Origin of the sequence: Teichococcus deserti (assembly GCF_001982615.1) — a bacterium.
GTDB lineage: Bacteria > Pseudomonadota > Alphaproteobacteria > Acetobacterales > Acetobacteraceae > Pseudoroseomonas > Pseudoroseomonas deserti.
In genome coordinates this window covers 1-26,592 of the sequence record NZ_MLCO01000131.1, presented here as the reverse complement: position 1 = coordinate 26,592, position 26,592 = coordinate 1, and the positions used below count along the sequence as shown (strand labels likewise).

The 26,592-nt window shown below is 72.7% G+C and carries 25 protein-coding genes and 1 tRNA gene; 8 read left to right on the top strand and 18 right to left on the bottom strand.

Features of this window, described 5'->3' with window-relative positions; genetic code table 11:
- The first annotated feature begins 296 nt into the window (after positions 1–296).
- Both BKE38_RS14325 and BKE38_RS14320 read left to right on the top strand, forming a co-directional pair.
- The gene (locus tag BKE38_RS14325; RefSeq protein WP_076957979.1) at positions 297–2,201 is read left to right on the top strand and encodes an AsmA family protein; all 1,905 of its coding nucleotides are present in this window, start codon (positions 297–299) and stop codon (positions 2,199–2,201) included.
- 62 nt (positions 2,202–2,263) lie between these two features.
- Positions 2,264–2,346, top strand: a tRNA-Leu gene (locus BKE38_RS14320).
- 274 nt (positions 2,347–2,620) lie between these two features.
- Here BKE38_RS14320 and BKE38_RS14315 read toward each other — a convergent pair.
- The 11 genes from BKE38_RS14315 to ddpX form a co-directional block, all read right to left on the bottom strand.
- Positions 2,621–3,844 carry a hydroxysqualene dehydroxylase gene (locus BKE38_RS14315; RefSeq protein ID WP_165694189.1) on the bottom strand — a complete coding sequence of 408 codons (1,224 nt, stop codon included), beginning with the start codon at positions 3,842–3,844 and terminating at the stop codon, positions 2,621–2,623.
- A gap of 7 nt (positions 3,845–3,851) precedes the next feature.
- Positions 3,852–5,495: a squalene/phytoene synthase family protein gene (locus BKE38_RS14310; RefSeq protein ID WP_076957978.1), complete on the bottom strand. Its 1,644-nt coding sequence runs from the start codon at positions 5,493–5,495 to the stop codon at positions 3,852–3,854.
- Positions 5,492–6,601, bottom strand: a complete 1,110-nt coding sequence (locus BKE38_RS14305; protein WP_076957977.1) for a glycosyltransferase family 2 protein — start codon at positions 6,599–6,601, stop codon at positions 5,492–5,494. Before BKE38_RS14305 ends, BKE38_RS14310 begins: the two co-directional genes overlap by 4 nt.
- The gene (locus BKE38_RS14300) at positions 6,598–7,347 is read right to left on the bottom strand and encodes a lysophospholipid acyltransferase family protein (protein ID WP_242662356.1); all 750 of its coding nucleotides are present in this window, start codon (positions 7,345–7,347) and stop codon (positions 6,598–6,600) included. Before BKE38_RS14300 ends, BKE38_RS14305 begins: the two co-directional genes overlap by 4 nt.
- 78 nt (positions 7,348–7,425) lie before the next feature.
- Positions 7,426–8,940: a phytoene desaturase family protein gene (locus BKE38_RS14295; RefSeq protein WP_076957976.1), complete on the bottom strand. Its 1,515-nt coding sequence runs from the start codon at positions 8,938–8,940 to the stop codon at positions 7,426–7,428.
- Entirely contained in the window at positions 8,937–10,571 is a 1,635-nt protein-coding gene (locus tag BKE38_RS14290) for a phytoene desaturase family protein (RefSeq protein WP_076957975.1), read from the bottom strand. Before BKE38_RS14290 ends, BKE38_RS14295 begins: the two co-directional genes overlap by 4 nt.
- Before the next feature lie 93 nt (positions 10,572–10,664).
- The gene (galE, locus tag BKE38_RS14285; RefSeq protein WP_076957974.1) at positions 10,665–11,681 is read right to left on the bottom strand and encodes a UDP-glucose 4-epimerase GalE; all 1,017 of its coding nucleotides are present in this window, start codon (positions 11,679–11,681) and stop codon (positions 10,665–10,667) included.
- A gap of 220 nt (positions 11,682–11,901) precedes the next feature.
- Positions 11,902–12,708 carry an exodeoxyribonuclease III gene (locus BKE38_RS14280; protein WP_076957973.1) on the bottom strand — a complete coding sequence of 269 codons (807 nt, stop codon included), beginning with the start codon at positions 12,706–12,708 and terminating at the stop codon, positions 11,902–11,904.
- A 262-nt stretch (positions 12,709–12,970) separates the two neighbouring features.
- Positions 12,971–13,780, bottom strand: a complete 810-nt coding sequence (locus tag BKE38_RS14275) for a gamma-glutamyl-gamma-aminobutyrate hydrolase family protein (RefSeq protein ID WP_076957972.1) — start codon at positions 13,778–13,780, stop codon at positions 12,971–12,973.
- A gap of 104 nt (positions 13,781–13,884) precedes the next feature.
- Positions 13,885–14,532 (bottom strand): LolA family protein, encoded by a 648-nt coding sequence (locus BKE38_RS14270; RefSeq protein WP_076957971.1) that lies wholly within the window; start codon positions 14,530–14,532, stop codon positions 13,885–13,887.
- Positions 14,533–14,620: 88 nt separating this feature from the next.
- On the bottom strand, positions 14,621–15,169 hold the full coding sequence (ddpX, locus tag BKE38_RS14265; RefSeq protein ID WP_076957970.1) for a D-alanyl-D-alanine dipeptidase: 549 nt from the start codon (positions 15,167–15,169) through the stop codon (positions 14,621–14,623).
- Positions 15,170–15,256: 87 nt separating this feature from the next.
- Between ddpX and tsaB the strand changes: the two genes are divergently transcribed.
- Both tsaB and rimI read left to right on the top strand, forming a co-directional pair.
- Positions 15,257–15,931, top strand: a complete 675-nt coding sequence (gene tsaB, locus BKE38_RS14260; protein WP_076957969.1) for a tRNA (adenosine(37)-N6)-threonylcarbamoyltransferase complex dimerization subunit type 1 TsaB — start codon at positions 15,257–15,259, stop codon at positions 15,929–15,931.
- Positions 15,932–15,936: 5 nt separating this feature from the next.
- A complete protein-coding gene (gene rimI, locus BKE38_RS14255; RefSeq protein WP_076957968.1) occupies positions 15,937–16,368 on the top strand; it encodes a ribosomal protein S18-alanine N-acetyltransferase in 432 nt (143 codons plus the stop codon).
- Positions 16,369–16,375: 7 nt separating this feature from the next.
- On the opposite strand, the gene BKE38_RS14250 is transcribed toward rimI, so the two are convergent.
- Positions 16,376–16,639: a sulfurtransferase TusA family protein gene (locus BKE38_RS14250; protein WP_076957967.1), complete on the bottom strand. Its 264-nt coding sequence runs from the start codon at positions 16,637–16,639 to the stop codon at positions 16,376–16,378.
- 126 nt (positions 16,640–16,765) lie between these two features.
- Here BKE38_RS14250 and BKE38_RS14245 point away from each other — a divergent pair, with 126 nt between their 5' ends.
- From BKE38_RS14245 to BKE38_RS14230, 4 genes are all read left to right on the top strand, one after another.
- Positions 16,766–17,215 carry a Ros/MucR family transcriptional regulator gene (locus BKE38_RS14245; protein ID WP_076957966.1) on the top strand — a complete coding sequence of 150 codons (450 nt, stop codon included), beginning with the start codon at positions 16,766–16,768 and terminating at the stop codon, positions 17,213–17,215.
- 321 nt (positions 17,216–17,536) lie between these two features.
- Positions 17,537–18,046 carry a Fur family transcriptional regulator gene (locus tag BKE38_RS14240; protein WP_076957965.1) on the top strand — a complete coding sequence of 170 codons (510 nt, stop codon included), beginning with the start codon at positions 17,537–17,539 and terminating at the stop codon, positions 18,044–18,046.
- Complete coding sequence (locus tag BKE38_RS14235; RefSeq protein ID WP_076957964.1) at positions 18,043–18,843, top strand: GNAT family N-acetyltransferase; 801 nt, start codon at positions 18,043–18,045, stop codon at positions 18,841–18,843. Before BKE38_RS14240 ends, BKE38_RS14235 begins: the two co-directional genes overlap by 4 nt.
- Before the next feature lie 104 nt (positions 18,844–18,947).
- Positions 18,948–19,871, top strand: a complete 924-nt coding sequence (locus BKE38_RS14230; protein ID WP_083747547.1) for a lysophospholipid acyltransferase family protein — start codon at positions 18,948–18,950, stop codon at positions 19,869–19,871.
- A 179-nt stretch (positions 19,872–20,050) separates the two neighbouring features.
- Here BKE38_RS14230 and BKE38_RS14225 read toward each other — a convergent pair whose 3' ends face one another.
- The 6 genes from BKE38_RS14225 to miaB all read right to left on the bottom strand — a co-directional run bounded on the left by BKE38_RS14225 (position 20,051) and on the right by miaB (position 26,520).
- On the bottom strand, positions 20,051–20,500 hold the full coding sequence (locus BKE38_RS14225; RefSeq protein WP_076957963.1) for a helix-turn-helix domain-containing protein: 450 nt from the start codon (positions 20,498–20,500) through the stop codon (positions 20,051–20,053).
- A gap of 156 nt (positions 20,501–20,656) precedes the next feature.
- Entirely contained in the window at positions 20,657–22,162 is a 1,506-nt protein-coding gene (gene lnt / locus BKE38_RS14220; protein ID WP_242662355.1) for an apolipoprotein N-acyltransferase, read from the bottom strand.
- Between the two features lie 362 nt (positions 22,163–22,524).
- Positions 22,525–23,424: a hemolysin family protein gene (locus BKE38_RS14215; protein WP_242662354.1), complete on the bottom strand. Its 900-nt coding sequence runs from the start codon at positions 23,422–23,424 to the stop codon at positions 22,525–22,527.
- The gene (gene ybeY, locus BKE38_RS14210) at positions 23,421–23,924 is read right to left on the bottom strand and encodes an rRNA maturation RNase YbeY (protein WP_076957961.1); all 504 of its coding nucleotides are present in this window, start codon (positions 23,922–23,924) and stop codon (positions 23,421–23,423) included. Before ybeY ends, BKE38_RS14215 begins: the two co-directional genes overlap by 4 nt.
- 35 nt (positions 23,925–23,959) lie before the next feature.
- Positions 23,960–25,072, bottom strand: a complete 1,113-nt coding sequence (locus tag BKE38_RS14205) for a PhoH family protein (RefSeq protein ID WP_165694190.1) — start codon at positions 25,070–25,072, stop codon at positions 23,960–23,962.
- A gap of 41 nt (positions 25,073–25,113) precedes the next feature.
- Positions 25,114–26,520: a tRNA (N6-isopentenyl adenosine(37)-C2)-methylthiotransferase MiaB gene (miaB, locus tag BKE38_RS14200; RefSeq protein WP_076957980.1), complete on the bottom strand. Its 1,407-nt coding sequence runs from the start codon at positions 26,518–26,520 to the stop codon at positions 25,114–25,116.
- Positions 26,521–26,592: the final 72 nt, after the last annotated feature.

Genomic DNA, 26,592 nt, shown 5'->3' with positions numbered 1-26,592 from the left:
GGCCGGGCGCGGCGCCCGCCCCGGCGGCCGAGGCGCCGCGCCCGGCCCGCGCGGCGGCCACCCAGCGCGCGACCCAGCCGGCCCCGGCGCCGCGCTATGGCGCCGCCGATGGCGGCGCGCCGCAGCCGGATCGCGGTTTTCTGGGCTTCGACGCCGGGCGCGGTGGCTGAGGCTCTCCCGCTGTCCGGCGCCTGATCGCGGCCAGGGGAACACCCCTGGCCGAAACTTTTTCCGCCTCCCCCCGGTTTTCCTCGCGCGACAGCGTCGGCGCAGGAGACGCGGGAAAGGAGCCGGCCATGGCATTGCGGCGCATCCTGATCTGGACCGGCATCCCGGTGCTGGCGGTGGTGCTGCTGATCGCCTTCTGGTCCTGGACCTGGTTCATCCCGCTGGCCGAGCGCCAGGCTTCGGCCCGTCTCGGCCGTGCCGTGACCATCGCCGATCTCGACGTCGATCTCGGCCGGGTGACCGAGATCCGGCTGGGCGGCGTGCGCATCGCCAATCCCGAGGGCTTCCCCGAGGAGCCGCCCTTCGCCGCCGTGCAGCAGCTGGCGGTGCGGCTCGACGTCATGGAGTTCATCCGGCACCGGCGCATCGTCATCCCCGACATCGCCCTCACCCAGCCGGCGCTGCGGCTGATCCAGAACCCCGACGGCAAGAACAACTATTCCTTCCCCGCCTTGGCCGGCGACCCCGACGCGCCGCCGACGCCGCCCGAGGAGCAGCCGCAGATCGGCGCGCTGCGCATCCAGGAGGGCCGCGCCCAGGTCAGCCTGGCGCAGCTGCAATCCGAGATGCAGCTGGCCATCGCCACCGAGGAGCCGGAGGGCCAGCCCGCCCGCATCCGCGTCACCGCCGAGGGCACCTATGCCCGGCAGCCGATCACCGGCGAGCTGACCGGCGGCGCCGTGCTGTCGCTGCGCAATGCCGAGGATCCCTGGCCGATCAAGCTGGACCTGGCCAATGGCCCGACCAGGGTGGCGCTGGAGGGGACGCTGTCCGACCCGCTGCGCTTCGCCGGCGCCAATATCCGGCTGCGGCTGGAAGGGCCGGACATGGCCCGGCTGACGCCGCTGACCGGCGTGCCGATCCCGCCCACCCCGGCCTATCGCATCGCCGGCCGGCTGGACTATGCCGACAGGGCGATCCGCTTCACCGGCATGGAAGGCACCGTCGGTCGCAGCGACCTGAACGGCGACATCGCCGTCACGCCGCGCGCCGACACCCGGCCGCTGGTCGAGGCGACGCTGCGCTCGCGCCGGGTCGATCTGGACGATCTCGGCGGCTTCATCGGCGCCAAGCCGGGCGAGGCGCCCGACCGCCGCCAGGCCGCGCGCAACCGGGTGCTGCCCGACACGCCGGTCAACCTGCCGAAGCTGGAGGCCGCCGATATCCGCCTGACCTATGACGGCGGCAGCATCCTGGGCAGCGCCATGCCGCTGGACGATCTGCATGCCAAGCTCGACATCACGGACGGCGCCATCGCGCTGAGGCCGCTGCGCTTCGGCGTCGGCCGCGGCCGGATCGAGGGCAATTTCGACTTTGCCCCGCAGCAGGGCGGCGGGCTGTCGGCCAAGGGCGATGTCCGCTTCCAGCGGGTCGACCTGTCGCGGCTGATGGGGGTGACGCCGCTGGGCGAGGGCCAGGGCGCCATCGGCGGCGCCGCCCGCATCGACACCCGCGGCCGCAGCATCGCCGAGATGCTGGGCCAGGGCGACGGCGCGGTGACGCTCGGCATGGCCGGCGGCAATCTTTCTTCTCTGCTGGTCGATCTGTCGGGGCTGCAGCTGGGGAATGCCATCCTTTCGGCGCTGGGCCTGCCCAGCCGCACCAAGGTGGAATGCTTCATCGCCGATCTGGGCCTGCGCCGCGGCGTGCTGAACACGCGGACGGTGCTGATCGACACCGACAGCTCGCTGATCTCGGGCACCGGCACCATCGACCTGCGGCGGGAGCGGCTGGACTATGCGCTGCGCACCGAGGCGAAGCATTTCACCATCGGCGCGCTGACCACCAATATCGAGATCGATGGCAGCTTCCGCGATCCCTCGGTGCGGCCGGAGATGCTGGAACTCGGCGCCAGGGCCGGCGCCGCCGTGGGGCTGGGCATCATTGCCCTGCCGCTGGCCATCCTGCCGACGGTGCGCTTCGGCATCGGCGAGGACAATCGCTGCGAAGGACTGGTGCGGCGCGCCCGCTGAGCGGGCGCCCCTCTTTTCCGGCATCGCCCCCTATGGCAGAGAGGCTCCAGGCCGACATGCCGGCGGGCGTGGCGAAACGGTAGACGCAGCAGACTTAAAATCTGCTTCCCCCCGGGGAGTGCGGGTTCGAGACCCGCCGCCCGCATCCCCGAACGAAGAGGGTATCAGTCGGCCCCGTGCAGGCGCGGCAGGCCGTTCGGCCAGGACAGCTCCATGAGCGAGCGCGCGTAGAGTCCACCCCCGACGAGGGCGGCGAGAACGAAGACGAAAATCAGGTCGGACATGGGTAGGCCCCTTGATCCTTTCGAGCGCCGCGATGCTGCGGCCGCGGAGGGAATGTAGGCCTACGCTGGTGAAGAGAGTGCTGCGCATTTCGCAGATGCAGCATTTCGTATCGCATGGCTTCCCAGCCATGCGTGCTACGCTTGGCCGAAGGCCTGGGCTGCGCGGCGGCCAGAGCGGACAGCGGCTTCCAGGGTCGCCGGCAAGCGGGGAGCCATCCAGTCCCCGGCCAGCGCCAGGTGGCGCAGCGGGCGCAGCCGCGGCGGGCCGATCCGGGCGACACCATGCAGCGGCGTGGCGCGCTGCTCACGCACCAGGCGGCAGGGTGGCGCCTCCTCCGGCCAGGGGCCGGGCAAGTCCGCGGCGAGGGCTGCGCGGCGGAGCTCGGCCCAGACCAGCGGCGCCACCGCCTCGCCGGTGCGGCAGGCGGCGGCGCTGATGGTCACCGCCACCGCATCGGGCCGCACCAGCATCCATTGCGACGCGCCGCCCAACAGCCCCAGGAAGCGCGGTGCCGCCACGCCCGAGGCATGAGAAAAATGCAGGTTCAGGATCGAGGCATGCAGCGCGGGCACGGGAAGGCCGGGCAGCAGCCGGGCGGCCTCCCAGGGCGGCAGGGCCAGGATGGCGGCGGTGCGGCGGTCGAGCGGCAGCGTGCCATCGCCGAAGACCAGGGCCGTGGCGCGGCCGCCCTGGCGCTCGATGCCGCGCAGCCGGTGGCCCAGGCGCAGCCGCACCCCATGCCGGCCCAGCGCCGCCAGCGCCGGCTGCACCAGGTCCGGCCCCAGCCCGTCGCGCGCGACCAGCAGCCGCCCGGCGCCCGGCCAGGCCAGGCGGCGCAGCACCGGGCCCAGCCAGGCGAGCCCGGCCTCGGCGACGGGGGTGTTCAGCGCCGCCAGCACCAGCGGCTCGACGAAGCCGCGCAGAAACTCGGGATGGGCGCGGAAGGCCTGCTCCACCGTGCCGCCCTGGAAGGGCAGCCCGGCGCGCAGGACCGCCAGCAGGCCGGCGCCGGTCAGGCCGGGCGGGCGCCGTGCCGGGTCGCGCCAGCGCCGCGGGTCCAGCGCCACCTGGCGCAGCCTGCCGGCCTCCAGGTCGAAGACCGGCAGGCCCTCGGGTTCCGGCTCGATCCAGCGGTGGCGGGCGCCGATGACCTCCAGGAAGTCGAGCGCCGCGGTATTGGCGCCGAGCAGCACATGGGTGCCGTTGTCGCCGCCATCGGGCAAAGCGCGGGCGCGGCCGCCGGCGAAGCCGGTCGCCTCGTGCAGGGTGACGGCATGGCCGCGCGCGGCGGCCTCCAGCGCCGCGGCCAGGCCGGCGACGCCGGCGCCCACGACATGCAGTGACAGGCCTTGGCTCAAGCGCGGCTCACCCGCTCCAGCCGCGCAGCAGCAGGGCCAGGCGGTCGCCGGCGCCGAGCCGCAGCCGCGGCCGCGGGCTGTCGAAGCCGCGCGCCTGCATCCGCGCCAGCAGCCGGCGATAGCCCGCCAGCATCAGCAGCGCCGGGCGCAGCGCACCGCGGCGGCGGCGCGGCAGCAGCGCCTCGGCCTGGGCGAAGGCCGCTTCCGCGATCTCCGCCAGCCGGGCGGCGACCTCGGCCAGCCGCGGATCGGCGGCCAGGCGCGGGGCCGGGGCCTCGGCCAGGCCCGCCGCCCGCAGCGCGTCCTGCGGCAGGTAGAGCCGGTCGCGCGCCGCATCCTCGTCGATGTCGCGCAGCACGTTGACCAACTGCAGCGCCCGGCCGAGGGCGATGCCGAAGGGCTCGGCCTCGGCGGCGCCGAAGATGCGCACGGCCAGGGCGCCGACGCTGCCCGCCACCTGCCGGCAATAGGCGTCGAGCGCGGCGCTGTCGGCGATGCGGCGGCTGGGGCCGGCATCGGCCTCCATCCCGTCCAGCATGGCGTGGCATTCGGCCAGCGGCAGGGTGAAGGCGATCCGCGCCCAGGCGAGCTCGCGCGAGACCGGGCAATCCGGCAGCTCCAGCTTGCGCCGCCATTGCTGCAGCAAGGCGCGTTTTTCGGCTTCCGGCATGGCGCCGTCGGCAATGTCGTCCACCATGCGGCAGAAGGCATAGACGGCGAAGAGGGCGCGCCGCGCCTCGCCGCGCGCCGCCGCCATGCCGCCGCCGAAGGAGGAGCGGGCGCGCAGCACCCGCTCGCGCACCAGCCGCGCATCGCCGGCGCCGCGGCGCGGGGCGGCGACGATGGCCCGCGCCACATCGGCGCGCGACAGCGCGATGCGGGCGGCCAGCGGGTCGCCGCCGCGCAGCCGTGCCAGCAGGCGGCGGGCCAGGTGCAGGGTGACCGCCGCCTCCAGCGCCAGGCGGCGGGTGTTGATGCGGCGCGGCAGCTGCGCGGCGCGGTCCAGCAGCGCCTCGACCCGGTCCAGCGCCGAGGCCAGGACCGGGGCGCGGGCCGCCGGATCGGCGAAGAAGCGCGCCTCGCCGCCGGCGAGCGCCAGCCAGTCCTGCGGCAGGTAGACGCGGTCCAGCAGCCGGCGGTCGTCGCCCAGGTCCTGGATGTGGTTGAGGATCTGCAGCGCCATGCAGAGCGCATCGCTGCCCTCCAGCGCGCCGGCATCGACCTCGCCATGCAGCCGCAGCAGCAGCCGCCCGACCGGCACGGCGGAGCGGGCGCAGTAATCCTCCAGCGCGGCCCAGTCCGGGTAGCGGCTCTGCGCCGCGTCCTGGCGGAAGGCGGTCAGCATGATGCGGGCCTCGGCCAGGCCGTCGCCGCTGGCCTGCAGCGCGCGGGCGATCGGCAGGCTGGTGGCGGGGTCCTCCAGCGCTGCCGCCAGACGGTCCAGCCGCGTCAGCTTCTGGTCCGGCGCCAGGCCCGGATGGTCGGCGATATCATCCGCCGCGCGCACCACGTGGTAGAAGGCCAGCACCCGGCCGCGCAGGGCAGGGGCCAGCAGCCGCGAGGCGACCGGGAAATTCTCCGTGGTCGGGCCGCGGCTGGGCGGACCGGCCAGGATCTCGTCCTCGGGCAGGGGCACGGGCGGCGCGCTCATGCGGCGGCGGCCCCGTCATAGCGGCGGCCCTTCCAGCCCGGCGGCCGGCCCAGCAGGGCGCGCCACTGGATGGCCAGCGCGGTGGCCACGGTCAGCGGATGCAGCGGCACGCTCCACCAGGGCTCGCGGGCATGCCAGGTGATGGCGGCGCGGGTGCCGAGCGACAGCAGCACCGCCAGCAGGGCCGTCGCACCGCCGCCACCGGCCAGCGCCAGCCAGGGCAGCAGGTGGCCGCCGGCCAGCAGCAGGGTCCAGACCGGCAGGCCGCGCGGCGTCGCCATGCCCTCCCGCGCGTTGCGGGCGAAGCCGGCCCAGGCCTCGGGAAGGTTGCGGTACATCCGGCAGCTGGCCAGCGGGCTGCCATCGACCACCTCGGTGCGCCCGCCCGCGGCGCGCAGCCGGCGGGCCAGGGCCAGCGCCTCGTGCAGGATGCCGGGCGCCGCGGCATGGCCGCCGGCGGCGCGATAGGCCGCGGCCTCGACCAGCACCAACTGGCCGCAGGCGGCGGCCAGGCTGGCATCGTGCCGGCCGGCGAAGCCCGCGGCGCGGCCGCCGCCGGGCAGGTAGCCGGTCATCAGCAGGTTGATGGCGGGCACCGTCAGCGCCTCGCCCAGGCTGCCCAGGCGCTGCCGCGGCACGCCGGTGACCAGCGCCAGGCCATGGTCCTCGGCATGCGCGGCCAGGGCGGCGGCGGCCTGCGGGGCCAGCCGGACATCGGCGTCGATGAACAGGAAATGCGTGCCGCGGGCGGCCTCGGCCAGGCGGGCGCAGGCATGCACCTTGCCGGTCCAGCCCGGCGGCAGCGGCGGCGCGGCGAGCAGCCGCACCCGCTCGTCCCCGGCGGCGGCGCGGCGGACCAGCGCCGCGGTGCCGTCGCTGCTGCCGTCGTCCATCACCAGCAGCTCGATGGCGACGCCCTCGCTGGCCAGCGCCGCCGCCAGGCAGGCGGGCAGGTTCGCCTCCTCGTCGCGGGCGGGGATCAGGATGGAGACCAGGACAGGGCCGGAGGGACGGCCCGTGGCGCGCGGCTGGCGGCGGAGGTTCTGCAGCGCCAGCGCCGCCGGCAGGGCCGCCAGGACGCAGGACAGGGTGGCCAGGCCGATCACCGGCCGAGCTCCGGATCCATGCCGGCGGCCGAGGCGGCGTCGCGTCGCCGGTGGAAGAAGCCGCCCATGCCGTCCCGCTTTCGCTCCAACAGGAAGAACCGCGCCGGGTCGCGGGCCATGGCATCCTCGGCCAGCCGGTCCAGCGTCGCGCCGAGCGCCGCGGCCAGCGCCGCGCGGCGCGCTGGCCGAGGCATGGCGTGCAACGCGGCCCCTGGCAAGGGCGGGCCGAAGGCGGCGAGCATCTCCGGGCGGCGGCCGCTCCAGAAGGGGTATTCCAGGGCCAGCGGCAGGAACTGCGCCTCGGGGATGCGCTCGGCCAGGCGGACCAGGCCGGCGGCGACCGGCTGCGGGCGCTGGCGGACATCGGCGAAGCGGCCGGGGGCATTCATCCAGAGCATGTCGCGCTCGAGCAGCCGGGCGGCGGTGGCGAGGAAGGCCTCGGCCGGGGCGCGCGGGTCGACCGGAAAGGCGCCCAGCCGGCGGAACAGCGCGTAGTGGCCGAGCGCCGCCGCCTGCATCGGCACGAAGGCGCGCCGGCCGGGGAACAGCCGCCGCGCCAGCAGCGCGAAGAAGATCCCGTCCCACCAGCTGGCATGGCTGGCGAAGACGACGATCGGGCCTTCGGTGACGGCGGGTGCGCCCCAGCGGGCCAGGCGCAGCGCCCGCATCCGCCGCCGCGCCGTCAGGGCGAAGGCGGCGCCGGCCAGGCGCAGCAGCGGCGGCGAATGCAGAGTGAGCGGATCCACGGCGTCCAGGCTAGAGGACAAGCGGACGGGGATGAATCCCCCCCGTCTCGCGCTGCATCATGTCTTTGTCGTGTTTTGTCAGGCTGCCCCCTGGGCGGCCAGATCCTTGTGCAGCGCATCAGCGGCGATCCAGCCGGACATCAGCACCATCGGCATGCCCGGCCCCGGATGCGCCGCACCACCCGCCAGGTAGAGGCCGGGGATGCGCTTGACCCGGTTGCTCGGCTTGAAGGCGCCGGCGAAGCGGCCATGGCTGGCCAGGCCGTAGATGGCGCCGTCCAGCGTGGCGTAGCGGTCGCGGATGTCGGGCGGCGTCAGGTGGCGCTCGACGACGATATGGCGCTCGATGTCCTCGAGGCCGGCGGTGCGCGCCAGCTTGTCGAGGATGACCCGGCGGTAGCCCGGCAGCATCGTCTGCCAGTCCTGGCCGGGGCGGATGTAGGGCGTGTGCACCAGGATGTAGAGCGCCTCGCCATCCGGCGGCGCGACGGAGGGATCGGTCACCGAGGGCGCCGCCAGATAGGCGCTGGGATCGGGGGCCGGGATGCCCTGGCGGTAGATGGCGTCGAACTCGGCCTCGGGATCGGCCGAGAAGACGAAGCTGTGATGCGCCAGCTGCGGATAGCGCCGGTCAAGGCCGAGATAGAGCACCACGCCCGAGCAGGCCGGCTCGTGCTTCGGCGCGCGGATGGCGCCCTCGGGCAGCAGCTCGACCATGGTGCGGATGGCGTCCGCATTGGAGACCACGGCGTCGCAGGCGATCCGCTCGCTGCCCGCCTTCACCGCGACGACGCGGCCGCCCTCCAGCTCGATGCCGGTGGCGGCGCAGCCGGGGCGGAGCTCGACGCCGAGCTCGCCGGCCAGGCTCTCGAGCGCGGTGGCGACGCCGCGGGTGCCGCCCTGCGGGTACCAGATGCCTTCCGAGACCTGCATGTCGCCGATCCCGGCGAGCACCGCCGGCGCCAGATAGGGGGAGGAGCCGACATACTGGCAGAAATGGTCGAGCATCTGCGCCAGCTGCGGGTCGGGCACCTCCTTGCGCACCACGCCGGCCATGCTCTGGCCCATGCGCAGCGCCTTCAGGTCGCTGAGTGCCCTTCCGCTGAACTGGGCGCGCCAGTCCATGGTGTCGACCACGCCGCCCACCGGCTTCCAGAAGAAGAAGCGCTCGGAGATCTCGTGCAGCTGGCGGGCGATTGCCTGGAAGCGGCGATAGCCCTCGCCGCTGCCGGCGGCGAAGGCCTCCATGCTGGCGGCCATGGCGCCGATGTCTTCCTGCAGGTCGATGCGGCGCCCGTCGGCGAAGAAGCAGCGCCATTGCGGGTCGAGCCGGGTCATCGGCAGCGCCTGCGCCAGGTCGCGCCCGGCCTCGGCGAAGATCCGCTTCAGCACCCGCGGCATGGTCAGGATGGTCGGGCCCATGTCGAAGCGGTAGGCGCCGTTGCCGCCGGGCACCGGCAGCTCCAGCACCGCGGCCTTGCCGCCCAGCCAGTCGTTCTTCTCCAGCAGCGTCACGCGGTGGCCGCGCGCCGCGGCGGTGACGGCGGCGGCGAGGCCGCCCAGCCCGGCGCCGATGACGACCAGCCGGCTCATGCCGCGAGCCCCCCGCCCGGCAGCTTGCCTGGAAGGTCCCCTGGTACGTCCCCTGACACGTCTCCTGGCACATCCCCTGGCGGGTCGAGCGGCAGGCTGGGCATCGCCTTGCCCGGCAGGCCCAGGTCGCGGGCCAGCAGTGCGGTGCTGATCCGCGCGCCTTCGTAGATCACCGGCAGGCCGCTGCCCGGATGGGTGCCGCCGCCCACCAGGTAGAGATGCTGCGTGTCGCCGAAGCGGTTGCCCGGGCGGCGGTGCAGGATCTGCCCCAGGTCATGCGCCAGGTTGAAGGTCGCGCCATAGCCCACCGAGAAGTCCTCCTGCCAGTCCAGCGGCGTCACCATCCGCTCGTGCCGGATGCGCGCCGCGATATCGGGAATGCCCAAGCCCGCCAGCCGGTCCAGCATGGCGGTGCGCAGCCGCGGGCGCTCGGCCGCCCAGTCGGTGTCGCCGTCGCGCAGATTGCCCACCGGCATCAGCACATAGAGCGAGGAATGTCCCTCCGGCGCCATCGACGGGTCGGTGGCCACCGGGTTGTGCACGTAGAGCGAGGGCTCGTCGGGGATCTCGCCCCGCCCGATCTGCTCCAGCCCGTGGCGGTACTGTTCGGCCAGCAGGATGGTGTGGTGGGGCAGCTGCGGGAAGCGGCCCTCGACGCCGAGATAGAGCATGACGGTGGAGCAGGAATAGCGCGCCGTCTCCAGCTTGCGGTCGCTCCAGCGCGGGCGCAGCGCCTCCGGCACCAGCTTCGGCAGGGCATGCGCCAGGTCGGCATTCATCACCACCGCATCGGCCTCGATCTTCTCGCCATCGACGATGACGCCGTTGGCGCGGCGGCCCTGGAAGGTGATGCGGTCGACCGGCCGGCCGAGATGGATCGCGACACCCTTCTGCCGCGCGACCCTGGCCATGGCCTCGGCCACCGCGTTGCAGCCGCCCTCCGGGTGGAAGACGCCGTGCTCGTATTCCAGGAAGGACAGGATGCTGAACAGGCCCGGGCAGCGGAACGGGCTCATGCCCAGATACTTGCTCTGGAAGGAGAACAGCAGCCGGGTGCGCGGGTCGCGGAAATGCCGCTTGAGCTCGTCATCCAGCGACAGATGCGGCCGCAGATGCGGCAGGGCGCGCAGCACCGGCGGCGCCAGCAGGTCGGCCGCGGAGGCGAAGCCGCGCTCCAGCACCGGGCGGAAGATCTCCAGCTTGCGGCGGTTCTCGGCCAGGAAGCGGGGCAGGGCGGCGGCGTCGACCGGGTCGATGGCGGTCAGCGCCTCGGCCATGCGCGCCGGATCGGGGGTGGCATCGACCACCGGCCCGGCGCCGCCGCCGAAGACCAGCCGGTACTGCGGGTCGAGGCGCGTCATCCGGACGTGGTCGGCCAGCCGCTCGCCGCATTCGGCGAAGATCTCCTCCAGGATGCGTGGATAGAGGAAGAAGGTCGGGCCCAGGTCGAAGCGGTAGCCCTCGGGCGTCTCCAGCCGCCGGCTGCGGCCGCCGATGACGCCGTCCTTCTCGTAGAGGGAGACGCGGGCGCCGCGCGCCGCCAGCAGCAGGGCGGCGGCCAGCCCGCCAGGGCCGGCGCCGATGACGACGACATGGGGCGGTTCGGCGGGAGCAGGGCGTGAGCGCGGCATGAAGGGCAGATGACCCTGGCCGCGGCTTCGCCAAGACCCCCGCCTCCCGCCTTTATTTCTGTGCCGGCGTGAAACTTTCGCCGGTCGCGGCGATCAGGCGGCCTGGGCGGAGGGCGCGCGGTCGTCGTAGCCGCGCGGATGCGCGACGCGCCACTGGAAGGCGGTGCGGACGATATCGTCCAGCGCGTCGAAGCGCGGCGTCCAGCCGGTCTCCTGCCGCAGCTTGGCATTGCTCGCCACCAGCACCGCCGGGTCGCCGGGGCGGCGCGGGCCGATGCGGTGCGGCACCGGCCGGCCGGCGACGCGCTCCACCGCCTCGATCACCTGGCGCACGGAATAGCCGCTGCCATTGCCCACGTTGTAGCGCCGGCTGGGCCCGCCGGCGACGAGCCGGTCCATCACCCGCAGATGCGCATCCGCCAGGTCGGTGACATGGACGTAGTCGCGTATGCAGGTGCCATCCAGCGTGGGATAGTCGGTGCCGAAAAGGGTGAGCTCCGGACCCAGGCCGAGCGCCGCGTTGATCGCCAGCGGGATCAGGTGGCTCTCGGGGTCATGATCCTCTCCCAGCCGGCCCTTCGGATCGGCGCCGGCGGCATTGAAATAGCGCAGCGCGGTGGAGCGCAGCCCATGCACCTTGTCGGCCCAGTCGAGGCCGCGCTCGGCCATCAGCTTGCTCTCGCCATAGGCCGAGGCCGGCAGCAGGGTGGCGCCCTCGTCGATCGGCAGCGTCTCCGGGAAGCCGAACAGCGCGGCGGTCGAGGACAGCACGAAGCGCAGGCAGCCGGCCTTCACCGCGGCATCGGCCAGACCCAGCGTGTTGGTCAGGTTCTCGGAGAGGTAGCGCAGCGGGTCGCGCATGCTCTCGCCCACCAGGGAGAGGGCGGCGAAATGCAGCACCCCGTCGAACTTCCAGCCGGCGAAGACCTCTGTCAGCTGCCGGCGGTCGGCCAGGTCCATCTCGACCATGGGAACGCCGGAGGGCACGGCGGCACGATGGCCCTGGCGCAGGTCATCGATGACGACCACCTCGTCGCCCCGCTCGACGAGCGCCAGCACCACATGGCTGCCCACGTAGCCAGCCCCACCGGTCACCAGAAATCGCGCCATCAAACGTCCTCAGGGGAGTGTTTCTCGCAGTCTGCCGGGCCGCAGAGGGGGATGCATCCCCCGTTTTCGGGAGGGTCACGTGCCGCCGGTCAGGCGGCGGCACGTGTTTTCATGCCCGCGTAAACCCAGGGCTTTGGCCGCAAAGGGCCTGGGAATCAAGAATTTATCGCAGCGTAAGCCCGAGGTGACTGCGGCCCAGCCATGCCGCACGGAACTGTGATCAGAGGGCCAGCTCCAGCAGGACCGGAACATGGTCGCTGGCCTGGGTCCAGCCACGGGCGGCCTTGTGGATATGGTGGCGGGCCAGCTTGCCGGCCAGGTCCTGGCTGCACCAGATATGGTCCAGCCGCCGGCCGCGATCGGCCGCCAGCCAGTCCTTCGCCCGGTAGGACCACCAGGTGTAGAGCTTCTCCGGCGGGGGCACGAAGTGGCGGATGGCGTCGTGCCATTCGCCGGCGGCGGCCCAGGCGTTCAGCGCCGCGACCTCCACCGGGGTGTGCGAGACGATCTTCAGCAGCTGCCTGTGGCTCCAGACATCGTCCTCCAGCGGCGCGATGTTCAGGTCGCCGACCAGCACGGCGCGCTTCGCCGGCCCGCGCGCGGCGGTCCAGGCGGTGACCTCGGCCAGGAAGTCCAGCTTGTGGGCGAATTTCGGGTTCAGGTCGCGGTCGGGGATGTCGCCGCCGGCGGGGACGTAGAAGTCGTGCAGCTCCAGCCCGCCGGGCACGTCGAGATCGACGCCGACATGCCGGCAGTCGCCGCGCTCGCACCAGTTGGGATCGGCCGCGCGTTCGGCGAAGGGCAGCTTCGAAAGGATGGCGGTGCCGTTGTAGCCCTTCATGCCGCGCGCGGTGCGGTAGGGAAAGCCGAGCGCCGCGATGGCCTCGTGCGGGAAGAACTCGTCCGGGCACTTCGTCTCCTGCAGGCAGACGACGTCGGGGGCGAGCTCGCGCACCACTTCGGCCAGCAGCGGCAGGCGCAGGCGGACGGAGTTGATGTTCCAGGTCAGCAGGCGGAGGTTCGGCATGCCACCAGCATTAGAGAGGCGGCGCCGATGTCGCCAGGGGGGGGGCGAGGGCGAGCCCCGTTTGCGCTCCGCGCAAACGAACGGCGCCCGGTCTGGGGAGACCGGGCGCCTCGGGGGGGATGACATTCCTTGGGGGAATGGTCGGGTGAGCCGGCGGGGAACCGGGCCACCGCTGCTAATCTGGCAGCTTCGCGGCCGATTATAAGCGATTCTCGCCGCAACTCAAAAACGTTTGAACAGGGAAGTTCCGCTGCCGCTGTGGCTATTCGGCCGCAAGCGCTGGCGCGGCCGCACGGGCCCGGGCATGCGCCGTGGCGGCAGCCCCGAAAGCCTCGAACAGCCGGCGCGACAGGGCGTCCTCGGCCCAGTCGTATTCCGGATGCCACTGGATTCCGACGGCGAAGCCGCGCGAGTCGCGGACATGCGCGGCCTCGATGGTGCCGTCGGGCGCCCAGCCTTCCGGCACCAGGCGGGGCGCCGCCTCGCGCACCGCCTGGTTGTGCAGGGAATTCACCGGCACGGCGTCGGGGTCGAAGTCGATGCCGGCCCAGAGCCGCGCCAGCTCGCCATCCTGGGCGATGCGCACCGCATGGGCCTTGCCGGTGCGCACCTTGGGCAGCGCCTGGTCGGCGGGGGTGGAATGGTCCAGCCGCCCGGGCAGGTCCTGCACCCGCTGGTCCAGCGTGCCGCCGAGGGCCACGTTCAGCTCCTGGAAGCCGCGGCAGATCGCCAGCAGCGGCAGGCCCATGGCGAGCGCGCCGCGGATCAGCGGCAGGGTGGTGGAGTCGCGCTCGCAATCCTCCGGCGTGCCCTCCAGATGCGGCGGCCCGGCATAGAGGTCGGGATGCACGTTGGAGCGGCTGCCGGTCAGCATCAGCCCGTCCAGCCGGGGCAGCAGCGCCTCCGCCACGCTGTCGCCGGCGGCCGGCAGCAGCACCGGCATGCCGCCGATCGGCCCGAGCACCACCCGGATGTAATGGTCGGAGACGGCGTGGTTGGGCATGGCGAAGGCCCCGAAGGCCTTCATGCAGCAGGGGATGCCGATCAGCGGGCGGTGGGGCGAGGAACGCATGGGGGAAAGGTCGCGCCGCCGTGTGGCGCAATCAAGGCCTTATTCCTGCATGCCTCGCGGCCCAGCCCAGACCTGCGGTCAGCGCTCGCGATCAGCACCGGTGATCAACGCTGGCGCTCCTCGCGCTCGAAGAAGGTCGGGTCGTTGAAGGTGAACATGCCGCGGGGCAGGCTCATGCCGCGCTCCATGGCGTTCAGCGTGACCCGGGTCTCGCGCTGCTGGCTGTCCACCACGATCCATTGCCGCAGCTCCATCGGCTCCTCGGCGAAGACCAGGGTGATGCGGCCCTCGGCCGGGGCGTCGCGGCGGCGGGCGGTGATGCTGAGCAGCCCGTTGCGGCGGTCGACGTTGATCACCTCGATGTCGCCGGCGAAGCGGATCTGCGCCCGCAGCAGGAAGCCCAGCGGCGTCGAGCCGACGGGCACGATCGAAGGCTGCCGCAGCTCCCGGTCGTAGTACAGGAACTGGCCGTCGGAGGCGACCAGCAGCAGCTGCTCCGGCGGATCGTAGTCGAAGCGCATGCGCCCCGGGCGGGAGATATAGGCATTGCCCTCGGCCGTGCCGCCATTGTGCGCGATCTGCAGGAAGCGGGCGCGCAGCGTGGTGATGCCGTTCAGATAGGCCTCGGCGCGGGCCACCGCGGCCTGGTTGCCCGCGGCCCCCTGAGCCAGCGCAGGACGCGCCAGACCGGTCAGCGCCAGCATGGGGACCGGCAGGAGGGGCAGGGCGGCAAGGAGCGAGCGGCGGAGCATGGCGGCCTATCTGGCAGTGCGTGTCGCCCGGTTCAACGCCCGGGCCCAGGCTGGGTTGGCGAAGGCAATCTTTGTCACATCGCGGCGGTCACATCGGCCCGTCGCGCACCGCCGAGGCGTTCAGCGGCGGAAAGCGGCGCGCCTCCGGCAGCTGGTAGTGCCACCATTCCAGCTTGTAGTGGTCGAAGCCGGCCGCCGTCATCAGCCCGAGCAGCAAAGCGCGGTTGCGCTGGTCGTCCACCGGCACGCCGGGATGGCCATGCGCGCTCTCGGCCTGCACGGCGTCGAAGCCGGTGCCCATCGGCAGCGTGGCCCCCGTCGCGGCGTCGAGCAGCGTCAGGTCGACCGCCGCACCCCGCGGATGCACGCCGCCCGCCCGCGGATCGGCGACGAAGCGCTTGTCGGTCACCGCGTGCCACAGCGCCCATTGCGCCTCCATCGGGCGGAAGGCGTCGAAGATCTTGATCCGCAGCCCGAGCCGGGCGGCCTGGTCGCGGGCGGCGAAGAGACAGTCGCGGGCCTCGGGCAGCAGCAGCGCCACCGGGCGGGTGTAGATCGGCGCGCCGGTCAGGTTGTCCGGCGTGGCGTAGCGGATGTCGAGGACGAAGCCATCGGCCTCGGTGACGGGAAGGAGCATGGCGCGCATCCTGCCACCGTCGCGCCCGGGGCGCGATACGTCCCCGAGCTGTTTCACGCCGCCCCTTTCTGCCCTATGCAGCGGGCCATGCGGATCCTGGCATTGGACGGCGCGCTGGCGCGCGCCTCGGCGGCGGTTTGGGCAGAGGGGCGGGTGCTGGCGGCGCGCTCGGCCGATGGCGCGCGCGGCCAGGCCATCGCCCTGCCGCCGATGGTGGCTGCGGTCCTGGCGGAAGCCGGGGTCAAGGCAGCGGCGCTCGACGCGGTGGCCGCCGTGGTCGGGCCGGGCGGCTTCACCGGCATCCGCGCCGCGCTCGCCCTGGCGCAGGGGCTGGCCCTGGCCGCCGGCCGCCCGGCGATCGGCGTCAGCACCGGCGAGGCGCTGGCCGCCGCGCTGCCCCAGGCTCTCCGCGCCGGCCATGCCGTCTGGTCGGCCACCGACACCAGGCGCGGCCGGATCCTTCTGGAGCGGTTCGCGCCCGGCGCGCTGGACCCGCTCGGCCCGCCGGAGCCCTTTTCGCTGGAGGCCCTGCCGGTGCCGGAGGGCCCGGTTGCCCTGGTCGGCGATGCCGCGCCGCTGCTGGCCGCGGTGCTGGGCGACCGCGCCGTCCTGACCGATGCCCTGCTGCCGGAGGCCGCCGCGGTCGCCGCGGTCGCCGCGCTGCGGCTGGCCGGAAAGCTCCCGCCGCGCGCTTGCCTGCCGCTCTATGTCGAGCCGCCGGCGGTGAAGCTGCCCCCCGGGCAGCCGGCCAGCCAGGGCTGAGCCCCATGCTGCGCCAGGTCGGGCCCGATGAGGCCGGGTTGCTGGCGGCGATCCATGGCGCCAGCTTCCCGCCGCAGGACGCCTGGGGGGCGGATGCGCTGCGGCTGATGCTGGAGATGCCCGGCGCCTTCGGCCTGCTGGCGGCCGAAGCCGGTTTCATCCTGGCCCGCGTCGCCGCCGACGAGGCCGAGATCCTGACGCTGGCGGTGCATCCCGCGGCGCGCCGCCAGGGGCTGGCGCTGGCCCTGCTGGAGACCACCGCCATGGCCGCCGCGGCGCGCGGCGCGGCGGCGCTGTTCCTCGAGGTCTCGGCCGGCAATGCGGCGGCGCAGGCGCTGTATGCCGCGGCCGGCTTCGCCGAGGTCGGCCGCCGCAAGCGCTACTACCCCGATGGCAGCGACGCGCTGGTGCTGCGGCTGGATCTGGCCGCCGCCTGAGGGGCGCTCAGGCCGGCCCCTTCCGCAGCCGCAGCCGCAGCACGCCGCCTTCCAGCTCCTGCTGGTCGATCACCGCATGTCCCTGCTCGGTCGCGGTGCGCGGGATATTGGTGCGCGGCTCGTCGCCCTTGAGAAGCACCAGCAGAATCTCGCCGGGCTGCATGCGGTCCAGCGCCAGCCGGGTGCGGACGAAGGTCATCGGGCAAGTCTCGCCGGTTATATCGACCGAACGGTCGAAGACATTTTCTTGAAGCCCTGTATTGGCGGTCATCACTTGGTCTTTCACCACTTCGGTTGCGTTTGACGTTGCAGGACAGCGCCGGTCAGCGATAGGGTGCGGCAAGTCACGGCGGCGCATTGCTGACCGCTCGACCGGCCGTTTCCATGAGGATTAAAAATGTCCGAAGAACAGGGTGGGCGTGAACTACTGGGGCTGACGGCGCAGATTGTGGCGGCGCATGTATCCAACAACTCGGTTCCGCTGACGGATGTGCCGTCCTTGATCGAGCAGGTGCACCGCACCCTGTCCGGCCTCGGCGCCGCCCCGGTGGCGGTCGCGGCCCCGGTCGAGCGGCCGCAGCCGGCGGTGCCGGTGAAGAAGTCGGTCACCGACGAATATCTGGTGTGCCTCGAGGACGGCAAGAAGCTGAAAATGCTGAAGCGCCACCTCAAGACCGCCTATGACATGACGCCGGAGCAGTACCGGGAGCGCTGGGGCCTGCCGCAGGACTATCCGATGGTGGCGCCGAACTACGCCAAGCACCGCTCCTCGCTGGCGAAGAAGATCGGCCTGGGCACCAAGCCGCGCGGCGGCCGGCCGCGCCGGGGCGCCGCCGCGGCGGCCTGAGCGCCGGACCCGGGGACGGGGACCGCGGCGGCGGCTGTCGCGAGAAAGCCTGCCGCCGCCGGGCCGCCGCCGGGCCGCCGCCGGGCCGCCGCTGGGCCCTTGGGGTGGGGGCCGGGTCGGGACGGGTCGGCGCCGACGCGGCCCTTGCCTTGCCGCCCGGTTGATGGCAAGCGGCATCCCGCCTGGCGCACAGTGTGGCCGATGCTGCATATGGCGCGCCGGGCTGTCGTGTCATAAAGGCTGTCGGGGCTGCCCCACCGGCAGCCTTCGCGGCCGAGGATTCCCGCGCGGCCGCGCATTGGAGAGCAACCGACCCCGCCCATGGACACGCGCACCGACACGCACCAACCCGCCGACGCCAAGCCCGATCCGATGCGGATCGAGCGCCTGTGCATCGAGCGCGGGCTGAAGATGACCGGGCAGCGCCGTCTGATCGCGCGCGTGCTCTCCGAGGCGGTCGACCACCCGGATGTGGAAGAGCTCTACCGCCGGGCGCTGGCCCTCGATTCCCGCGTCTCCATCGCCACGGTCTACCGCACCGTGCGGCTGCTGGAGGAGAAGGGCATCCTGGAGCGGCACGACTTCGGCGGCGGCCGCGCCCGCTACGAGGCCACCGACCATGGCCACCACTACCACCTGATCGACATCGAGACCGGCAAGGTCATCGAGTTCTCCGACGCCCAGCACGAGGCGCTGGCCGAGGCGATCGCCGCCCGGCTGGGCTTCCGCCTGGTCGGCCACCGGCTGGAGCTGTTCGGCCGCCGCGCGGCACCCGAGGCCGCCACCCCGCCGCGCCGCGCGCCCAAGCGCCGCAGCGGAGAGGGTGCATGAGCGAGGCCGGCTTCGGCGAGCTGCGCAGCGGCAATCTCGGCGTCCGCGTCGCCACCACCGCAGAGGAGGTGGATGCGGCGCAGGCGCTGCGCTACCGCATCTTCTACGGCGAGATGGGCGCGCATGCCGACCCGGCGACCACCGCCGCCGAGCGCGACCGCGACGCCTTCGACGCCGTTGCCGACCACCTTCTGGTGGTGGACCACAATCTGGGCGACGGGCCCGAGGGCGTGGTCGCCACCTACCGGCTGATCCGCGAGGAGGCGGCGGCCAGGGTCGGCGGCTTCTACTCGGCCTCCGAATACGACATCGCGCCGCTGCTGGCCCAGGGCCGGGTGCTGGAGCTCGGCCGCTCCTGCGTCGACGCGCAGTACCGCAACCGGGCGGCGATGCAGCTGCTCTGGTCGGGGATCGCGGCCTATGTCTCGGTGCATGGCATCGACCTGATGTTCGGCTGCGCCAGCCTGCCCGGCACCGACCTGGACGCGCTGGCGCTGCAGCTGTCCTACCTGCACAGCTTCCACCTGGCGCCCGAGCCGATGCGGCCGCGCGCCATCCCCGAGCGCTTCGTCGCCATGGACCGGATGGCGCCCGACAGCATCGACCAGCGCCAGGCGCTGGCCGAGCTGGCGCCGCTGGTGAAGGGCTATCTCCGCCTCGGCGGCTTCGTCGGCGACGGCGCCGTGGTCGACACCCAGTTCAACACCACCGATGTCTGCATCGTGGTGAAGACCGACCTGGTGACCCAGAAATACTCCCGCCACTACGAGCGGCACCGCAGCGGCGCGCACGAGTGACGTTTCGGCGGCGGGGCTTGAAACCCCGCCCCTGCCGAGGATGTCATGACGGCGAAATGGTACCGTCATTGTGGTGCCTCGGTGGCTGAGCTATCGGCGAGATCATGCAGGCCACAGCCCGTTCCCCTCTGGACGCCGCCTCGCCCCCCCTGCGCCGCAGGGTCAGCGTCCCGCGGCTGCGCCCCGCGCGCGGCAGTTTCGGCGAGATCCTGGGGGACAACCCCCGCCCGGTCGCCGGACGGCTGCGCGCCGTGCGGCGCCTCGCCTCCGTCCTGATCTGGACGCTGCTGTGCATCCCCGTGCAGGCGCTGCTGCTGGCGCTGCCGGGCGAGGGCAAGAAGCACTTCGCCCGGCTCTACCACGCGGTGCTCTGCCGGCTGATCGGGCTGCGGGTGCAGGTGGTCGGCCAGCGCAGCACGGCCAGGCCGGTGATGTACCTGGCCAACCATTCCTCCTGGCTCGACGTGCTGGTCCTCGGCGGCACGCTGGACGCGGTCTTCGTCGCCAAGGCCGAGGTCGGCACCTGGCCGCTGGTCCGCACCGTCGCCCGCCTGGGCCGCACCGTCTTCGTCAGCCGGTCGCGCGGCCGCACCGGCAGCGAGGCGGATGCGATGCGCGAGCGGCTGCGCGCCGGCGACAGCATGATCCTGTTCCCGGAAGGCACCAGCAACGACGGCACCCGCGTGCTGCCCTTCCGCTCCTCCTTCCTGGCGGTCTCGGACGCGGCGGCCGAGGTGCAGCCGGTCTCGGTGGTCTATGACCGCCTCGGCGGGCTGCCGGCCTGCCGCCGCGACCGCCCACTGTTTGCCTGGTATGGCGACATGGACATCGGCAGCCACTTCTGGCGCCTCGCCCGCCGCCCGGGCGGCCGCGTCACCGTGCTGCTGCACGAGCCGGTCGACCCGCGCGACTTCGGCAACCGCAAGGCGCTGACCGCCGCGGTGGAGCGGACGGTGGCCGAAGGTGCGGCCGAGCTGCGCCAGAACCGCATCCCGATGCCGCGCCGGGCCCTGGCCGTCCAGGACTGACGCCGGACTGAAGCGCCGGGCATGAAAAAAGGCCGGGGGAAACTCCGGCCTTTGTCGTTGGGACGCTGCTTCGCCGCGCAACCTGCGGCCGGCAAGGCCGGCTGAGCGCCCGAATGGGCGCCGCGGCTTATGCCGCGTAGCCAAGCCGCCGGATGGCGGCGCCGGCGCTTGAGGCAAAATCAATCCGTCGGCGCGAGGCTCTTGATCAGGTCGAAGACGCGCTTGCGCACGGCGGGCTCGGTGATGCGGTAATAGGCGCGCACCAGCTCCAGTGTCTCGCGCTTGTGCAGCGTGTCGTCCTCGAAGCCTTCCTGCTGCTCGGCGAAGCCGCCCATGCGGGCGCGCAGCGCGGTCTGGCCGCCCATCGCATCCGGCATGTCGTCGAAGAAGAAGCCGATCGGCACGTCCAGCACGCGGGCCAGGTCGAACAGCCGGCTGGCGCCGATGCGGTTCACGCCGCGCTCGTATTTCTGCACCTGCTGGAAGGTCAGGCCCAGCGCCTCGCCCAGCTTCTCCTGGCTCATGCCGAGAAGCGTCCGGCGCAGGCGCACGCGGCTGCCGACATGCACGTCGATCGGGCTGGGCCGATGCTCGCGCTCGGTCTTCTCCATCAGATCATCGCTGGGCATGGTCCAACCTCCGCCACCGACCGCAAAATCCCGCCGCCCTGGCAGAGGCCTGGCCTGCGTCTCTTGCGGGGGTCGCGATCCCTGCGACCCCTGCCTTGCATAGACGCAATGTCCCTAAACCCGGTAGTAGGAAGTTGTCAACTCTTTCGAGAATTCTCAATTATTCGACGCAATGCCGCCAGGATGTCGCCTCATCGTGGAGGAGCTTCCAGCCGCTGCAACCGCCAGGGCCAGTAACCCGAGAAGGATCGCCCCCCAATTGCCGAACCGCGCGAAGATCGTCGCGGGAAGCGAGCCGGGCAGCGGAAGCGCGAGCGTGGCCATATCGCCCAGCCCGATCTGCCCCGCCAAGCTTCCTCTTGCATCGAACAGCGCTGAAACGCCGGTCTGCGCGGCGCGCGCCAGCGGCAGGCCTTCCTCCACCGCGCGCAGCCGCGACGCGGCCAGGTGCTGGAAGGGCCCGGCCGAGAAGCCGAACCAGGCGTCATTGGTGATGTTGACCAGCCAGGCCGGCCGCTCTGCGGGGCTCACCGCGGCGGGGAAGATCACCTCGTAGCAGATCAGCGGGCTGAAGGGCGGGATGCCGCCCCCCGGGGCCAGCGCCACCGGCCCGGGCCCGGCGGCGAATTCACCGGCTCCCTCGACGATGCGAATCGGGATGAGGCCGCGCAAGGGCATGTACTCGCCGAAGGGCACCAGATGCGCCTTGTCGTAGACCGCGCGCAGCTGCCCCTGGCCGTCCACCGCCGAGAGGCTGTTGTAGAGGTGGTCGACCTTGCCCTCCGGCGTCCAGTCGACCCGCACCGAGCCGCCCAGCAGCATCCCCCGGGCGGGCAGCACCTGCGCCACGTAGCCGCGCGCCGCCTCGTCCTGCGGCAGCAGGAAGGGGCTGGCGGTCTCCGGCCAGATCACCGCCAGCGGCCGCTCGGAGGGCCCGCGCGCGGCCACGCCCTGCCGCGTCAGCTCCAGGTAGCGGCGGAAGATCGGCCAGCGCTGGTCCTCGCGCCACTTGGCCTCCTGCTGGACATTGCCCTGCACCAGCAGGATGTCGACGCCGGGCCCCTCCGGCAGCGGCTGCGCCAGCCGGGCGAGGCCGAACCCGGCCAGCACCGCCAGCGTTGCGGCACCCCCCGCCACCGCCCGCGGCCCGAGGTAGGGTGTGCCCGCGACCAGCAGGGTGACGAAGGACAGCCCATAGACGCCGACATAGGCTGCGCCCTGCAGCGGCAGCGCGTCGAAGGCCCAGACGGTGCCCAGGGCGTTCCAGGGAAATCCGGTCAGCAGCAGCCCGCGCGCCCATTCCAGCAGGGTCCAGGCGCCGGCCAGGGCCAGCCAGCGCGGCCAGCCCGGTGCCGCCCGCCAGGCGACGATGGCGGCGACCGCCGCATAGACCGCCAGCGGCAGCGCCAGCCCCGGCACCGCGACCGGCACCAGCCAGCCCCAGCGCCAGGGATCGGTCAGCAGCGCGTGGCTGATCCAGTAGAGGCCCGCGACATGGTGGCCCCAGCCGAAGGCGAAGCCGATCCACCCGGCCCGCTTCCAGCTGGCCGCGCCGCCCAGCAGCGCCAGCAGGCCCGGAATCGCGACCAGCAGGGCCGGCACGGCATACAAGGGCGGCAAGGCCAGGGCCGCGACGACGCCCAGCCCGAAGGCGGCCAGCAAGGCGGAACGGCCCGTGAGGGCGGAAAGCTTGGAAAGCAAAGGGTTGGCCAGCCTTTTTCGGGAGGACGCCGAGTATCCTCCCAAGCGAAGGCAGGGGCAAATTGCAGGAAGAAACAGGGGCAGGTCGGGGGAATGAATTCCCCCGAACCCCCTTCTTTTTTCTGATCACCGGCCGTTAAAGGACCTGCGCCTGGCCATGGGCGGCACCCGGGCAGTACGGCGGGACGCAATTTGATAGAACTGCCGCAACACCAAAGGTCGCGCTTCCGCGGGGCCGCTTCGCCCCTCGTTGTAACGTGGGCACGGCAGTCACCACAGAAAGAAGAAGGGGGTCCAGGGGGAACATTCCCCCTGGCCTTGCCTTACTCCGCCGCTGCCTTCGCCGCGGAAACCCCCGGACGCCGCACCCGCAACCGGCGGATGCGCCGCGGATCGGCCTCGAGCACGCGGAATTCCAGGCCCGAGGCGTGCGAGACCAGCTCGCCCTTGGCCGGCACGCGGCCGGCGAGCGTGAAGACCAGCCCGCCCACGGTGTCGATATCCTGCTCGCGCTCATCCTCGGTCAGCACGGCGCCGAGCTTCTCCTCGAAGAGCTCGATCGGCGTGCGGGCGTCGAGGTCGATCAGCCCGTCGGTCCGCTCGACCAGCTGGGGCGCCGCCACCTCGTCATGCTCGTCCGAGATGTCGCCGGTGATGGTCTCCACCAGGTCCTCGATGGTGACCAGCCCGTCGATGCCGCCATATTCGTCGACGACGAGCGCCAGGTGCATGCGGGCCTGGCGCATCTGCAGCAGCAGGTCCAGCACCGGCACCGAGGGCACCACGAAGAGCGGCTTGCGCAGCACGGCCGCCATGCTGAAGGGCGCCTCGCGGCCGACGCTGGCGAAGACGTCCTTGATGTGGACCATGCCCACGATCTCGTCGAGCTGCGACCGGTAGATCGGGAAGCGGCTGTGGCCCTCGCGCTGGATCAGGCGGATCGCCTGGTCGAGGGTGAGGTCCTCCGGCATGGCGACGATGTCGGCGCGCGGCACCATGACGTCGCTGGCGGTCTTGCCGCGCAGCTTCAGCACGTTGGTCAGCAGCGCGCGTTCCTGGGCGTCGAGTTCCGGCCGCGGCGGGCCGGCATGCTCGTGGTGCTCATGGTGCTCGCGGCCCTCGACCAGGGCTTCGACCTGGTCGCGCACGCTTTCGGCGGATTTGCGGCGCAGCAGGCCCTGCAGCCGCCAGAGGATGCCGTCGCGGATCTGGGTCTCGCTCACAGCACGCCCCGCCACGGGTTGGGCATGGCCAGGCGGCGCATGATGCGGGCCTCGGCGCGCTCCATGCGGCGGGCCTCGCCGGCCTGGATATGGTCGTGGCCGCCGAGATGCAGCGTGCCATGCGCCACCAGATGCGCCAGATGGGCGGCGACGCGGCGCTGCGCCCCGCGCGCTTCCCGCCGCACCACGCCGAGGGCGAGGGCGATGTCGCCGAGATGGCCGAAGCCCTCGCCGGGGAAGGACAGCACGTTGGTCGGCTTGACCTTGCCGCGATGCTCGCCGTTCAGGCGTTTCACGGCCCGGTCGTCGGTCAGCAGGATGGTCATGGCGCCCTGGGGCGCGCCGGGTGGCGCGGTGTCCAGGCTGAAGCCGTCGCTGGCCATTTCCGCCCAGGCGGCGGCGGCGGCGCGGCGCGCCAGGTCTTCGGCGCGCGGCACTGCCGCCCGCCAGGCCGGATCGTCGATGACGACGACAATCTCCGGCGTGGGTTGCCCGTCCACGTCACCGTGGGCGGGCGTACGACTTCCCGGTTCCATCACTCTCCTTCCTGCCGCGGGGGACCGTTCCCGTCGCGGCGCCGTCCGCCCATGCCCGACTGGAAGCGCGGGGAGGGCTGGCCGGCCGATTCGTCGGCGCGGTTATACGCGGCGACGATCCGCGCCACCAGCGGATGCCGCACCACATCCTGTTCAGCGAAGCGGGACACGGCGATGCCGGGCACCCCTTCCAGGATGGAGAGCGCCTCCACCAGGCCGGATCTCTGGCCCGAAGGCAGGTCGACCTGGGTCGGGTCCCCGGTGACCACCATGTGCGAGCCCTCGCCCATGCGGGTCAGGAACATCTTGATCTGGGCAGGCGTGGTGTTCTGCGCCTCGTCCAGGATGGCGTAGCAATGGGCGAGCGTCCGGCCGCGCATGAAGGCCAGCGGCGCGATCTCGATCTCGCCGGAGACGATGCGCCGCTGCACCTGGTCGGCCGGCATCATGTCGTGCAGCGCGTCGTAGAGCGGGCGGAGATAGGGGTCGACCTTCTCCTTCATGTCGCCGGGCAGGAAGCCCAGGCGCTCGCCGGCCTCGACCGCGGGGCGCGACAGCACGATGCGGTCGACCCGGCCGGCCAGCAGCAGGGCGACGCCTTGCGCCACGGCGAGGTAGGTCTTGCCGGTGCCGGCCGGGCCGATGCCGAAGACCATGTCGTGCCGCGCCAGCTGGTCCATATAGGCGGCCTGGGCGTGGCTGCGCGGGGCGATCGCCCCCTTGCGCGTCCGGATCGCCGGCAGGTCGGCCAGCGGCAGGCGCGGCTCCCGCCCTTCGCCGCCGCCGCCCGCCCGCGGCGCCGGCACCGGCGAGGACGGCCCGTCGGCCAGGCGCAGCGCCGCTTCGACTTCGGACATGCCGATCACCTCTCCTCGTTCCACCTGCCGCCACAGGCGCCGCAGCGCCGTCTCGGCCACCTCGGTCGCGCTGGCCGATCCGGTGATCGACAGGCGGTTGCCGCGGCTGGACAGCCGCACCCCCTGGGCCTGCTCGATCCGCGCCAAGTGCCGGTCGTGCTCGCCATAGAGGATGGGCAGCAGGGCATTGTCGTCGAATTGCAGGGTCACCGTCCGGGCGGCCGAGACGGTGTCGGCCACGACCGGGCGGGTCAGGCCGCGGGGATCGGCGCGGAGCGCGATGGTGCCGGGATTGCTCAAGCGGGGGTGAGCTCCTTCAGAGCCAGCAGGGGGGGCATATCCAGCAGGGTGGCGGAGAGAGAATTGGGGAAGGCGGCGGCGATTTTCACCCGGGCCGAGCGGCCGGCCAGCTCGGCCGGGCCCGTCACGTGCACCGGCTGCAGCCAGGGGCTGCGGCCGGCCATCTGGCCCGGATGGCGACCCGGGCCGGTGAACAGGATGTCGCATTCGCGCCCGACGCAGGCGCGGTTGAACTCGTCCTGCTGCTGCCGCAGCAGGGTCTGCAGGTCCTGGAGGCGGGCGTCCTTCTCGGCCTCGGACACCTGGAAGGGCTGGCCGGCCGCGGGCGTGCCGGGGCGGGCGGAATACTTGAAGGAATAGGCCAGGGCGAAGCCGACCTTCTCGACCAGCGCCATGGTGGCGGCGTGGTCCTCGGCCTTCTCGCCGGGATGGCCGACGATGAAGTCGGAGGACAGCGCCATGTCGGGGCGGGCTTCGCGCAGCTGGTCGGCGATGCGGTAGAACAGGTCCGCCGTGTGGCCGCGGTTCATCGCCGCCAGCACCCGGTCCGAGCCGCTCTGCACCGGCAGGTGCAGGAAGGGCATCAGCTGCGGGATCCGGCCATGCGCCCGGATCAGCGCCGCGTCCATGTCGCGCGGATGGCTGGTGGTGTAGCGCAGCCGCTCCAGCCCCTCGAGCTCGGCGAGTTCGTAGAGCAGGCGGGACAGGCTCCAGGTGCTGCCGTCCGGCGCCTCGCCATGCCAGGCGTTGACGTTCTGGCCGAGCAGCGCGATCTCCCGCGCGCCGCCGGCGACCAGCCGCTTCGCTTCCGCCACGATCGCCGCGACCGGCCGCGAGAACTCCGCGCCGCGGGTATAGGGCACCACGCAGAAGGAGCAGAACTTGTCGCAGCCTTCCTGGATGGTGAGGAAGGCGATCGGGCCCTGGTCGGCGCGCGGCTGCGGCAGCAGGTCGAACTTCTGCTCGACCGGGAAGTCGGTGTCGATCTGGGCGCCGGCGGCGCGCGCCGCGCGGGCGACCATCTCCGGCAGGCGGTGATAGGTCTGCGGGCCCAGCACGATATCGACCCAGGGGGCGCGGTTGGTGATCTCCCGGCCCTCGGCCTGGGCAACGCAGCCGGCGACGGCCAGCACCATCTTCTGCCCGGCCTCCGCCTTGGCCTCCTTCATCTGCCGCAGCCGGCCGAGATCGGAGAACACCTTCTCCGACGCCTTCTCGCGGATATGGCAGGTGTTGAGGATAACCATGTCGGCCTCCTCCGGCGTCTCGGCCGGGCCATAGCCGAGCGGGGCCAGGACATCGGCCATGCGGCCGCTGTCATAGACGTTCATCTGGCAGCCCCAGGTGCGGATGAACAGCTTCCTGCGGGGCGTGCTGCCATCGGCCGGGGCCTGGGTGTCGATGGCGGTCTCGGGCGAGGCGGCCTGTGCGGGCAGAGGCGCGGCAGGCAGAGGCGCGGCAGGCAGAGGCGCGGC